At 69.0% G+C, this 12,548-nt stretch carries 11 protein-coding genes; 1 reads left to right on the top strand and 10 read right to left on the bottom strand.

Going from position 1 to position 12,548, the window contains the following annotated elements:
• Position 1: 1 nt before the first annotated feature.
• The 6 genes from AC3DEZ_RS14335 to AC3DEZ_RS14310 all read right to left on the bottom strand — a co-directional run bounded on the left by AC3DEZ_RS14335 (position 2) and on the right by AC3DEZ_RS14310 (position 7,024).
• On the bottom strand, positions 2-841 hold the full coding sequence (locus AC3DEZ_RS14335) for a glycosyltransferase family 2 protein (protein WP_488388818.1): 840 nt from the start codon (positions 839-841) through the stop codon (positions 2-4).
• Positions 838-2,058, bottom strand: a complete 1,221-nt coding sequence (locus AC3DEZ_RS14330; protein WP_488388817.1) for an O-antigen ligase family protein — start codon at positions 2,056-2,058, stop codon at positions 838-840. The genes AC3DEZ_RS14335 and AC3DEZ_RS14330 overlap by 4 nt, the downstream gene beginning before the upstream one ends.
• A 257-nt stretch (positions 2,059-2,315) precedes the next feature.
• Positions 2,316-3,227, bottom strand: a complete 912-nt coding sequence (locus AC3DEZ_RS14325; RefSeq protein WP_488388816.1) for a glycosyltransferase family 2 protein — start codon at positions 3,225-3,227, stop codon at positions 2,316-2,318.
• Positions 3,224-4,171: a UDP-glucuronic acid decarboxylase family protein gene (locus tag AC3DEZ_RS14320; RefSeq protein ID WP_488388815.1), complete on the bottom strand. Its 948-nt coding sequence runs from the start codon at positions 4,169-4,171 to the stop codon at positions 3,224-3,226. Before AC3DEZ_RS14320 ends, AC3DEZ_RS14325 begins: the two co-directional genes overlap by 4 nt.
• A gap of 118 nt (positions 4,172-4,289) precedes the next feature.
• On the bottom strand, positions 4,290-6,203 hold the full coding sequence (gene asnB / locus AC3DEZ_RS14315) for an asparagine synthase (glutamine-hydrolyzing) (protein ID WP_488388814.1): 1,914 nt from the start codon (positions 6,201-6,203) through the stop codon (positions 4,290-4,292).
• A gap of 2 nt (positions 6,204-6,205) precedes the next feature.
• The gene (locus AC3DEZ_RS14310; protein ID WP_488388859.1) at positions 6,206-7,024 is read right to left on the bottom strand and encodes a glycosyltransferase family 2 protein; all 819 of its coding nucleotides are present in this window, start codon (positions 7,022-7,024) and stop codon (positions 6,206-6,208) included.
• Between AC3DEZ_RS14310 and AC3DEZ_RS14305 the strand changes: the two genes are divergently transcribed.
• Positions 7,020-8,084 (top strand): CDP-glycerol glycerophosphotransferase family protein, encoded by a 1,065-nt coding sequence (locus tag AC3DEZ_RS14305; protein ID WP_488388858.1) that lies wholly within the window; start codon positions 7,020-7,022, stop codon positions 8,082-8,084. The genes AC3DEZ_RS14310 and AC3DEZ_RS14305 overlap by 5 nt on opposite strands.
• A gap of 4 nt (positions 8,085-8,088) precedes the next feature.
• Here the strand turns inward: AC3DEZ_RS14305 and AC3DEZ_RS14300 are convergent, their stop codons facing one another.
• The 4 genes from AC3DEZ_RS14300 to AC3DEZ_RS14285 are packed head-to-tail and all read right to left on the bottom strand — an operon-like array spanning position 8,089 to position 12,522.
• On the bottom strand, positions 8,089-9,582 hold the full coding sequence (locus AC3DEZ_RS14300; RefSeq protein WP_488388857.1) for a PH domain-containing protein: 1,494 nt from the start codon (positions 9,580-9,582) through the stop codon (positions 8,089-8,091).
• 44 nt (positions 9,583-9,626) lie between these two features.
• A complete protein-coding gene (locus tag AC3DEZ_RS14295) occupies positions 9,627-10,148 on the bottom strand; it encodes a PH domain-containing protein (protein WP_488388813.1) in 522 nt (173 codons plus the stop codon).
• Entirely contained in the window at positions 10,148-11,587 is a 1,440-nt protein-coding gene (locus tag AC3DEZ_RS14290) for a tetratricopeptide repeat protein (RefSeq protein WP_488388812.1), read from the bottom strand. The genes AC3DEZ_RS14295 and AC3DEZ_RS14290 overlap by 1 nt, the downstream gene beginning before the upstream one ends.
• A gap of 35 nt (positions 11,588-11,622) precedes the next feature.
• Positions 11,623-12,522: a lauroyl acyltransferase gene (locus AC3DEZ_RS14285; protein WP_488388856.1), complete on the bottom strand. Its 900-nt coding sequence runs from the start codon at positions 12,520-12,522 to the stop codon at positions 11,623-11,625.
• Positions 12,523-12,548: the final 26 nt, after the last annotated feature.

Below are 12,548 nucleotides of genomic sequence, written 5' to 3'. Positions count from 1 at the left end.
GTCAGGGGACCGCGGGATCCTGCATCAACTCGGCGTGTCCGTCGATGCCGCGTTCGCAGCGGGTGACCTTCTGCGTGCGGGTGGCCTGGAACAGGCGGTTGTTGGGCAGGCTCATGTCGTCCACATCCGGCGGCGCGCGCGAGTTGTGCCACAGGTGCACCGCCAGCGCGGCCCACTTCAGCGCGCGTCGGCGCAGGCCGGTGTTTTCCAGGCGCGCCGCCAGCTCGCGATCCTCGGCGCCGTAGCCTTCCATGCGCTCGTCGAAGCCGTTGACCTTCAGCAGATCCGCGCGCCAGAAGCTCATGTTGCAGCTCATCACCCGGCCGCCGTTGCGTGAGCGCGCCTTCCAGCGCGCCAGCCCGGGTTGGCGGAACGCATACAAGCGGCGCGTGCCGTCGAATTCGGTGAAATCGGCCTTCGCCCAGGGGGCGAACACCGGCCGGCCACCGGCCAGCAGGCGTTTGCTTTCGGCGACGGTGGCCTTGAGCCGGCCGCCTTGCAGAAAGAACCCGGGCTCGGCCAGCGCTTCGTGATCGCCGATGAACTCCGGGTGCAGGATCATGTCGCCGTCGAGCAGGATCACGTAGTCGCCGCGGCTGGCGGCGATGGCGCGGTTGCGGCAACGTGCCGCGCGGAAACCGCGGTCTTCCTGCCACAGATGGCGGACGGGAACCGGCAGTGCCTGCTGCCAGCGCGCCACCACTTCGGCCGTATCGGGGCGCGAACCGTCATCGGCAATCAGTATTTCGTCCGGCATCCGGCGCTGGGTCGCGACGCTTTCCAGCACCCGTTCCAGGGCTTCGGGCCAGTTGTAAGTGAGGATCGCGAGGGAAATCTTCATCGAATGCGCGGTCGGTCGGTGGGGGCGGCCGGCAAGGTCAGACTGAGGGCCAGCGGCAGCCAGATGATCAGCCAACCCGGGCGTGGGCTGTCAATCAGGTGCGGCAGATCAAACTGGACCATCACGCTGGCGAACACCCACAGGCCCAGCACGATCCGTCCAATCACCTCGTCGCGGTGCCGCCAGGCGCGCCAGCCCAGCGCCAGCCAGATGCCCACCCACAGCAACAGGCCCGGCAGGCCGAGTTCGACGGCGATCTGGGTGAACAGGTTGTGGGTATGAACCTGATCCATGCCCATGCCGCCCTGGACCGGAATGGTGAAACGCGCGCCCTGGCCCATGCCCAGCCAGGGGTGCTGCTCGAACAGGGCCCAGGCGTGATGCATGATCTGCGGACGGAACGACCAGCCGCGCTCACTCAGTTCCGGATAGGCCGCGGCCGCCACGCCCAGCCCCACCACGCCGAGACCGAGCAGCCGCTGCCAGGCATGCTCCTTCGCGCGGATGGCGAGCAGCACGAACACCGCGGCGAACAATGCGGCCCACGCGCTGCGGGAATCGGCCAGCACCAGGCAGGCGATCAGCATGGCCATGGCCAGCCGCTTCAACAGGCGTCGTCCCGGTGTCGGGAAGCGCCACGGCCACAGCCACAGGAAGCCGGCGCCCATCGCCGCGGCGATCAGGTTGGCATTGGCCATCACGCCGAACCCGGTCACCCGGCCGTCCGGTGGCGGCTGCACCGCGAACCGGATCATCGCCGCCATGGCGGTCGCCGCCAGCACGCCGGCGCCACCCACCAACAGCCAACGCTGCCGGCGCGGATCCTCGCCGACGCCATGCATCCAGGCGAACAGGAACACCAACACGCTCAGGGTGCGCAGGATCTCGTCCAGCGGCCGCGCCGCATTGGTCCAGGCCAGGCTCAGCGTGGACCAGGCGAACAGCACCATCAGCCAGGGCATCAGCGGTCGCCGCGCCAGTTCGCGCCAGCGTTCGAACCGCGCGAAGCCCAGGATCAGCGCCGGCAGGTACAACGTCAGCACCAGCAGGTACTGGTAGGGCTTGCCGGGATTGAACGATGCGCCGGCCGGCAGCAGGCACATGCCCGCGATCAGCGCCATCAATCCCGTGCACAGCAGGTTGCGCCAGCCGGCGCCGGTTGCGACGCCGGCAGATCTTGCCGGCGTCGCGACGGATGCGGGCCGCTCCTCCGTCATGTCATGCGCGGGCAAAGACGCCTCGGCGGTCGTCTCCGCTGCGGGTGCGTGCGACAGGGAAGGACGGCGCGGTTGCACCGGTGGCATGTCAGGTGCGGGAGAAGAGGGAGAACTTCGGGAGGTCAAACACGGCGTCCGGCAGCGGCGAGGCCAATCCGCCAAGCGTAAGCCAAGCTACGTCACGGAACAAAACCACATTGCGCGGATTGTTTGCATGGCGTGAACGAGGCGATGAATCCATCCCGGCCGGGTGTCGCCTAGTCCGAGCGCTTGCGGCTGCGGACGATGCTCAGGATGCGTTCCAGGCGCTTCCACCATGGCAAACGCGCGCGCCAGCACAGACCGATGTAACGGCGCGCCTCGGCCCAGTCGGGATCCGGCTTGGTCCGGTATTCCAGCTTCGCCAGCTCCAGGCAGGAATCATCCATGCCCGCCGCACGCGCGTAGTGCGCGATCAGGCCGCGCGACTGCAACAGGCCCAGGAACGTGGTGGTCCGGTTCTGCTGCGCCCACCAGCCATTGTTGCCGTGGATGCGATAGCCCACCTGGCCGGTCGGCAGGAAGTACTTGCGCGCGCCGAAGATGCTGGCGCCGAACACCAGGCAATTGTCGGCTGAAATCCGCCAGGTCGCGCTCACCTGCGGCGGCAGATCCATGCACAGGCGCGCATAGCGCAGCCGCAGCGACAGCGCCGAGGTCGGCGCGCCGTACCAGTAGGTCAGCGCGTACGTGCTGATGGCGGTGTAGCCGAGGTCGAGTGCCTTCTTGGCGAAACCGATGCGGCCCTCCTCGTTGCCGAATAGCTCGATGTCCGAAAGCACGAAGCCGACATCCTTGCGCTGGTCGTAGATGGCGCCGATCTTTTCCAGATAATCCGGTTGCCAGCGATCGTCGGCGTCGAGGAAGCAGACCACGTCCACGTCGGCATCCACGGCGGCCACGCCGCGCTGGAAAGCCGCCAGCTGGCCGCCGTTCCCGCCGAACAGCAGGCGCACGCCCGGATGGTTGCCGTAGTGTCCGGTCAGCAGTTCCTGCGAACCGTCGGTGGATCCGTCGTCCACCACCAGGATCTGCGCCGCGCGCCGGCTCTGTGCCAGCACGCCGTCGACCGCCTCGATCACGAAACGGGCGTAGTTGTAGTTGGTGATGATGACCGCGAAGCGGGTCATGCCTGGCCCTCGGCCAGCAGCTTGCGGAAATAGGCGATGGTTTCCTTCAGGCCATCCTCCAGGCCCACCTTCGGCTCCCAGCCCAGCTTCTCGCGCGCGAGCGCGATGTCCGGCTGGCGCTGCTTCGGATCGTCGGAGGGCAGCGGCTGGAACACCAGGCGCGAGCTTCCGCCGACCAGACTGAGCGCCTTCTCGGCCAGTTCCAGCATGGTGAACTCGCCGGGGTTGCCGATGTTGACCGGACCGGTGAAGCCGCGTTCGGTCTCCATCATCCTCACCATCACCTCGATCAGATCGTCCACGTAGCAGAAGCTGCGGGTCTGGCTGCCGTCGCCATAGATGGTGATGTCCTCGCCGCGCAGCGCCTGCACGATGAAGTTGCTGACCACCCGGCCATCGTTGGGATGCATGCGCGGGCCGTAGGTGTTGAAGATGCGCACGACCTTGATGTCCAGCCCGTGCTGGCGGTGATAGTCGAAGAACAGGGTCTCGGCGCAGCGCTTGCCCTCGTCGTAGCAGCTGCGCAGGCCAATCGGATTGACCCGGCCCCAGTAACCTTCCTGCTGCGGATGCACTTCCGGATCGCCGTACACCTCGCTGGTGGACGCCTGCAGGATGCGCGCATCCAGGCGCTTGGCCAGGCCCAGCATGTTGATCGCGCCATGCACGCTGGTCTTGGTGGTCTGCACCGGATCGTGCTGGTAGTGGATCGGCGAGGCCGGGCAGGCGAGGTTGAAGATGCGGTCCACTTCCACGTACAGCGGGAAGGTCACGTCATGCCGCATCAGTTCGAAGTAGGGATGGTTGAGCAGGTGGGCGACGTTGCGCTTGCTGCCGGTGAAGAAGTTGTCCGCGCACAGGACATCGTGTCCGTCCCGGATCAGCCGATCGCACAGGTGGGAACCCAGGAAGCCGGCGCCGCCGGTGATCAGAATGCGCTGCATGAACCACTCTCGAGGAAGGAGGAACGCCACCGGCGGCCACGCGGTGACGCGCCGGGCAGGCGCATATTGTCACGGCTGGCCCGGTGCCGGGGAAGGGTGCGGGTGCGCACCGCCCGGTTCATGCCTGCAGTCGTTCGCGCCACGCCTGGAACATCAGCACGCCCCACAGGTGCGTGTGCCATTTGCGCTGGCCGGCCTGGAATTCGCGCCAGATCGCGCGGATCGGTGCCGGATCGAAATGTCCCTCCTCGCGCAGGCGCCGCTCGTCCAGTTGCGCCTCGGCCCAGTCGCGCAGCGGACCGCGCAGCCAATCGCCGACCGGCGCGCCGAAACCCGACTTCGGCCGATGTACCAGCGAGGCGGGCAGGTAGCGTTCCAGCAGGCGCTTGGGCAGGTGCTTGAGCTGGCCGTCGCGGTATTTCATCGCCTGCGGCAGTGACCAGGCGAACTCGACCACCCGCCAATCCAGTAACGGCGCGCGGGCCTCCAGCGCCACCGCCATGCTGGCGCGGTCGACCTTGGTCAGGATGTCCTCGGGCAGGTAGCAGGCGAAATCCAGCGCCATCAGCCGATCCGCGGGGCCGCCGTTGGTCGGCAGCGCGGCCGGATCGTCGTAGGCGGTGATCGCGCGGCGGGCGCCGCGCACGACCGATTCCGGCCGCCGCCAACGGCTGACCCGCTGCAGGGCGACACCCTGCAGGTCGCCGGTGGCCAGCTCCGCGCGCGCCGCGGCCAGTCCACCCAGCCGCGAACGCTCGCCGGGATTGCCGGCCAGGCGGGCCAGCAGGCGCCGGGGCAGGCGCGCCAGCCGGACGTCGTTGCGCAAGGCGCGCAGGTAGCGGCTGTAGCCGAAGAACAGTTCGTCGCCGCCGTCGCCCGACAGCGCCACCGTGACGTGTTGGCGAGCCAGCCGGCACAGCAACGCGGTCGGCAGTTGCGAGGAATCGGCGAAAGGTTCGTCGAACATCCGCGCCATGTCCGGCACCAGATCCAGCGCGGCGCGGCCGTCGGCGTGCAGTTCGGTGTGAGCGGTGCCCAGATGCCGCGCCACCGCGGTGGCGTACGCGCTCTCGTCATGGTCGGTATTGTCGAAACCGATCGAGAAGCTGCGCACCGGCCGCGTCGACTGCGCCTGCATCAGGGCGGTCACCAGCGAGGAATCGGTACCGCCGGACAGGAACGCGCCCAGCGGCACGTCCGCTTCCATGCGCAGGCCGACCGCGTCGCGGAGCAGGGCGTCCAGCGCGTCCAGCGCGGCGTCCTCGTCGCCGTCGAAGCCTCGCGCGATGGCGGCTTCCTGGCGTTGGCGCGCATTCCACCAGTGCAGCGGAGCGCGCACCGGATCGTGGCCGGCGTCGCCCGCCGCCAGCGCGGCCGGGTCCAGGCGCAGCAGAGTGCCCGCCGGCAGTTTGTGCACGCCAAGCAGGATCGCGTACGGCGCGGGAATGTAGTCCAGCCGCAACAGCAGCGCGAGCGCATCGGGGTTCACGTCCGTGCGCAGCTCCGGATACGTCCGCAGTGCCGACAGTTCGCTGCCGAACACCAGCGTGCCGTCGCCCGCCCAGCCGTAGTAGAGCGGCTTCTTGCCCACCCGGTCGCGCGCCAGCCACAGGGTCCGTTCCCGGCGATCCCAGGCCGCCAGCGCGAGCATGCCGTTGCCGCGCTCCAGCGCCGCCTGCACGCCCCACTGGGCGATGCCCGCCAGCAACACTTCGGTGTCGGAATGCCCGCGGAAATGGTGTCCCAGCGCTTCCAGTTCCGCGCGCAGGGCCGCGTGGTTGTAAATCTCGCCATTGAACGCGATCACCCAGCGGCCATCGGCCGAGACCATAGGCTGGTGGCCTTCCGGGCTCAGATCCAGGATCGACAGGCGCCGGTGTGAAAGCACCACGCCCACCTCCGCGTCCACCCAGGTGCCGCTGTCGTCCGGGCCACGGTGGGCGATGGCCTCGCCCATGCGTCGTCCGAGTGCGTGGAGTTCGTCCGCGCCCGTGCGCGGTTGGGGCGACCAGGCGCCAGCGATGCCGCACATGGTCAGGCCTTGTTCGAGGGATCGGGGGACGCGGGCGTGACCACCGGCTGCCCGGTCTGCAGCAGCCACAGCATGATGGTCTTCTGGCGCACGTAGTTGGCGCGCACATAGGCGTAGACCAGGCCGTGCCAGCCGTCGAGGAAGCCGCCGCGCAGCAGGTAGCCGCGCCAGAAGCGCCAGGCCGGCGACAGCACCAGTTTGGCCAGGGTGGCGCGCTTGCCGCGCGCGAAATCGTGCTCGGCCATCATCCGCGCGTAGCGCTGGGTCTTGAGCAACTGCTGTTCGAGCGAGCGATAGGGATAATGGATCAAGTCCCCGCGCAGGGTCTTCACCGCGCCGTCCACGCTGGCGGCTTCGTGCACCTCGCGCTTGCCGCGCCAGCCGCCGCGACGGCGGTCGAACAGGCGCAGCACCCGGTCCGGATAGGCATTGCCGTGGCGCAGGAAGCGGCCGAAGTAATCCGACAGGCGGGCGAAACGGTAACCGGCCGCGCCCTCGAAGCCCGTCGCGCGCGCCGATTCGATGGCGCCGCGCAGGGTGTCGTCGACGCGCTCGTCCGCGTCCAGGCACAGCACCCAGTCGTGGCTGGCCTGTTCGATCGCGAACTGCTTCTGGCTGCGGAAGCCGTCAAAGGCCCGCTGCAGCACCCGCGCGCCGGCCGCCTGCGCGATCGCCACGGTGGCGTCGCCGGAATACGAATCCACCACCACGATCTCGTCGCAGAACGCCAGCGAGGCCAGGCAGTCGCCGATGCGGTCCGCTTCGTTAAACGCGATAATGCAGGCCGAAATCGGGACCCGGTGGCTCGAGGAGGCGTTGATGGCGGATTACCTGTTGTTTGCGACGGAACGCTATGCGCTGCCCATCTTGCAGCCGCTGGCCGATGCGCTGCAAGCCGCGGGGCATGGCGTGCACGCCTGGTTCGTCGACGGTGCGGCGGGTGCGCGCCTGCCCGCGCCGGTGCGGATGAGCGACACCGCGCGCGAGGCCGTCGCCCTGCGTCCGCGCGCGGTGTTCAGCGCCGCCAACTGGGTGCCCACGTTCGTGTCCGGCGCCAAGGTGCAGCTGTTCCATGGTTTCAACGTGGAGAAGCGCGATGCCGCGCGCGGCCATTTCCGGGTGCGCGGCATGTTCGACCTGTATTGCACGCAGGGGCCGGCGACCACCGCGCCATTCGAGGCGCTGGCCCGTGAGGCCGGTCACTTCAAGGTGGTCGAGACCGGCTGGCCCAAGCTGGATCCGCTGTTCGGGCCGGAAGACGCCTTGTCGCGGCAATGGCGCACGCAGGCCGGCGGACGGCCGATGGTGATGTTCGCCTCGACCTTCACCGAACGCCTGAGCGCGGCACCGCACCTGTACGACGCCATCGCCGCGCAGGTGGCGACCGGTGAACGCTTCTGGCTGCTGACCCTGCACCCCAAGTGCGCGCCGGAACTGTTCGCGCGCTATCGCGCGCTGGCCGGCGCGAATGCCGTATTCGTCGAGACCGAGGATCTGATCAGCGCCGAACGCGCGGCCGACGTGCTGGTCGCCGACACCACCTCGGTGGTCAGCGAATTCGTGGTCCAGCGCAAACCGGTGGTGACCTTCCGCAACCGCGCGCCCAAGCCGCACATGATCGACTTCGACACTCCGGCACGTCTGCCGGACATGCTGGCACGCGCGTTCGCGCCGGACGACGCGCTGCGCACCGCGCTGGCCGACTACGCCACCGCGATCCATCCCTACCACGACGGCCATTCCTCAAAGCGGGTGATGATCGCGACCGAGCGTCTGCTGCGTGGCGAGCTGGGTCCGTTGGCGCGCAAGCCGTTCGGCAGCCTGCTGCGCGGGCTGCAGATCCGCAGGGATCTCGGTTACTGGGGACCCGCCGCGCGCTGAGCGCTCACCAGCGCAGTCGGCGGCGGGCGAGGGCGTCGGCCAGGCGCAGGTAGATGGCCTGCGCCTCCGCCTCGTGCAGGAAGCGCAGCCGCAGCGGCGGACTCAGGCCACGATCCCCGGCGGTATCCAGCCACAGCGTGGCGGTGCCCAGCCAGCGATCCACCGGCGTGCGGCTCAGCCGCAGCGCCTGCAACTTGTCGATCTCGGCGAACCGCCACCAGCGCCACCACCAGCCGCCACGCACCGCGATCAGTTCCTCGCCGGCCGCATAGCCGGAACGGCGCGCGTTCTGCCATGCGGCCCAGCCGGTCAGCGGCCAGAGCAACAGCGCCAGACAGGCCCATGCGCCGAACGGAAACCAGAGCGCGACCGCCAGCAGCGGGACGAGAATCAATCCCGGCAGCCAGAGCCGCCATGCCGCCTGCGCCGGCATCGGTTGCCACTGCGAGGGTGGCCATGCCGAATGCGGCAGCAGGTGGCGGACGAGGGCATCGCAGGCCTCCGGCGTGGCGATGGGCGCCAGCACCTTCAGGGCGCGGCCGTCGTCGTGATCGACGCGGCTGGCCACCGCGGTGTCGATATGCAGGCTGCGCCGCTTCAACCAGCGCTGGACCACGCCTTCGCGCAGCGTCCAGGCCTGGATGCGCCGGCGCGACACGCTGTTGCGCAACCGGGTCAGCAGGCCGCGCTCGACGGTCAGCCGGCGATCGGCCTCGCTCAGGCGGAAGCCGTGGAACTGCACCAGCGCCAGCAGCACCGACAACAGGCGGGTCAGCGCAAGCACCAGCGCAAGGATCGCCAGCGCGGCGAGCAGGCCGCTCTGCCAGGTCCATTCCAGATGGCTCGCATAGCCGAACGCTTCGCGCGAATAGCGCTGCACCAGCCGCGCCATCATCTTGTCGGGCAGGACCTGCCAGGCCAGACCAAACGCCGCCGCGACCACGACCATGCCGCGATTGGACGCCAACCCCAGCCGGATCACTTCCGCCGGCGGCAGCGCCAGCAACGTGTTCGAAGCGGGCATCACCGGGATATCGCCCGACGCTGCCGGCGCGGCCTGGCCGCGATGCCGGATCAGATTCTCCAGCGCGTTGGCCGCCGACAGGCTCAGCACCCGCATTTCCGCTTCGGGCTTCTGTCCGCCGGCCGACTCCAGCCGCACTTCCGCCACCTGGAACAGGCGATGCAGCAATGACTGATGGATGCCCACGTTGTGGATGCGCGCGAACGGGATCTCGCGCAGGCTGCGGTGCAGCCAGCCGCTGCGGATGGTCAGGCCGTCGCGGCCGATCCGGTAGCGATAGGTGAAGTACTGGACCACCGACAGCACCACCAGCACGCCGACCGCGATCACCGGCCCCAGGTTCGCCCACAGGTTGTCCGGATCGCCGCGTCCGCCGAACACCGCCAGCGCGATCAGCGGCAGGATGAACTGCTTGAGCTGCTGCACCAGCACGAACAGCCACGACCACGGATGCAGCCGCTGTTCCACCGCCATCGGCAGATCATCGGCGGAGGGAAGGGGAGGTGGTTCGGAAACGCTCACAGCGCGTCGTCGACGTCGAGCTGCCGGGCCAGTCGATCGCGCAGGCGTTCGGCGTCGGCGGCGTCCAGCGCCTGCACGCTGACCGTGGCCTGGCGGGTGCCGGCGGTGTGCACCACCAGGGTCGCCAGGCCCAGGCCGCGTTCCAGCGGTCCGCGCTTCAGGTCCAGGTGCTGCACGCGTGAAATCGGCACGTGGGTTTCGCTCTGCCACCAGTTGCCGCGCCGCACCGCGAAGCCGGAATCATCCAGCTTCCAGCGCGTGCGCAGATGCCGGCGCACGCTCACCCATGCGCCCAGCACCGCGCCGATCAACAGGGCGGCCGGCGCGATCAGCCACGGCGACATCCAGCCGGACGCCTGGCTGATGAAGGCGGTGCCCACCGCCAGCGGAATGCCCAGCATCACACCGCCCAGCGCGGCCAGCCACGCGCCGCGCGACGGCACCGGCTGCCAGCCGTGCGTGCCGTCCTGCGTCATGGTCGGCGCCGTGCCGGGCGTTTCGACGGGAAGTTCGCTCATCAGCGGCTCTCCGCTTTCGCCTGTTCGTACATGCTGTAGTCGAGCACGTAGTCGCGGCCCTTGCGGTAGTCGGCCAGTCGCCCCTTCATGCGTTTGACGGTGGCGGCCAGCGCCTTGCGATCGGTGTACTCTTCCGGCGCCTTGGCCACGGCTTCGGTCTGGTAGGCCACCGCCTGTTCGAACTTGCCGTTGGCGGCGAAGGCCGCGGCGACGGTGTCCAGTTCGCCCGACGACAGCTTGTCCTTGCGTTCGATCATGAACTGCGCCAATTCCAGCGCGCGTGCGGGATCGCGCTGTCCGGGCACCGGGCAGGTCGCCAGTGTCCACACCTGTTCGTTGCGCGCATGCTCCACGCCCGCTTCTTCCGCGCGCGCCTGCCAGTCGGCCGCCTGCCGGCAGTCCTGTGGCAGGCCGGCCAATCCCTCGGCGTAGAAGTGAGACAACTCCACCATCGCCATGCCGTTGGAGGCGTTGGCCGCGCGTTGCAGGTGCGGCAGCACGCGCCGGTAGAGGGCATCGCCGAACTGCGAAGGGTCCTGCATCAGCAGGCCCGCGGTATACATCGCCGCGCGCGCGTTGCCGTTGTTGCTGGCGCGTTCCAGCCACTCCAGCGCTTTCTTCGGATCGTGCTGCACGTATTGCGGATTCTCGTCCAGCATCATCGAACCCAGCGCCAGCTGGGCCAGGCCGTCGTCGGCCTCGGCCTTGCGCTCCAGCGCCTCCACCCGGAAGCGGAACACCGTGTCGTAATCCGGCCACTGTTCGTTGAGGCGGATGCGCGCGGCGGCATCGTCCACCGGCGCGCGATCCAGTACCGCCAGCCGCGGCGGCTCGGCCTGCAGGATACGGCCGAGCACGAACTCGGTCATCTGGGTGTTGTTGACGCCAGCGCTGGTGGCGGACTGATCGAAGGCCGCCGACGCCGCCAGCGCCGAGGATTCCAGCCGATACTTCCAGCCGTCCTTCTCGCGTACGAAATCCGGACCGAACTGGAAGTTGCTCTCGGTCGGCGGGCCCAGCTCGGACACCGCGTGATCGCCGGACACCGTCACATGGGTCAGCGAAATGGGCGCCTCATCTTCGTCGCTGCGCACCGAGATCCAGCCCTTGCTGGCGAACAGACGCGCCACCGCGACGCCGTCCAGCTTCTTCAGCGCGGCCTCGTCCTGGGTGGCGCGCAGCAGATAGATCTTGACGCGATCGTCGGAGGGCAGGCGCCGCAGCTGTTCGGCCGAGGCGTACAGCGCGGCGTCGCGCAGGAAAGTGAAATGGGTGAAGCTGGAGGCCGCCAGCAGATCCGCGCTCTCCGGCTTGTTCGCGTTCACCAGCTGCGCGTAGCGATCCCACGCGCGGCTGACCGCGTTGATTTCGGCCAGATCGTCGCCCGCCGCCAGCACGGGCGACGCCCACAGCGCCAGCCACAAACCCATTGCACGCATGTCTTCCCCTTGTCGCGTTGAATCGTCCTGCGGGCTCAGAGGTAAGGATTGTCCTCGCCGCTGCCCGGTGGCCGCAGGGTATAGCGTTTGTAGGTCCACTGGTACTGGGCCGGATCGCGACGCGCGATCCGCTCCACGCCGGCATTGAGCGCGGCGACCGCGACCACCGGATCCGGATCGGCGATGGCCGGTTCGGCCGGTTCGATGTGCAGGGCGAAGTCCGGACCGGAGCCGATCCGCTCGCACCACGCGAACAGCACCACCGCGCCGGTGCGCTCGGCCAGCCGCGACAACAGCGTCATGGTCAGCGCCTGCACGCCGAAGAACGGCGCGAACTCGCCGTCGCCGGCCTTGGGCTGCTGATCCGGCAGGATCGCCACCACGCCGCCGTCCTTCAATTGCTTCCACAACTGGCGCACCGCCGGGCCCTCGGCACGGACCTGGGTGATGTTGGCCGCGCCGCGCGCGCGCAGCAGGAAGGCGTCGCCCATCGGCGATTCCGGCACCCGGTACACGAACGCGTAGGGCCCGCGCGAGGCCAGCCACTGGTTCAGCAGTTCCCAGTTGCCGTAGTGGGGCGCGGCGATGATGACGCTGCGGCCGGCGGCGCGGGCCTGGTCGTACAGCTCGGCGCCGTGCAGTTCGCGCAGGCAGGCCAGGTTCCGCGCGTGTGGCTGCGTCCAGAAGCGCAGGGTTTCCATCAGCTGGCGGGTGGTGGCGCGCAGGATGTCCCGGTGCAGCGCCTCGCGCTCGCGGTCGTCCAGGCCGGGGAAGGCCAGCGCCAGATTGCGCCGGGCGACCCGGCACTCGCGGGCGTCGGTGCGCTGCCACAGCCACGCCAGCCGATCCCCCAGCCACCGCAGCAGCGGCCAGGGCAGGCGCATGAACAAGGCGATCGCGTTGTAGAGGAGGTGGGCGGTGGTCTGCGGCTTCATCGCCATCAGTCTAGCGGTTGACCGTG

Source organism: Pseudoxanthomonas sp. 134C1 (assembly GCF_057773065.1).
The sequence above is the reverse complement of the archived record's forward strand: the minus strand, read 5'-3'. Positions and strand labels throughout refer to the sequence as shown.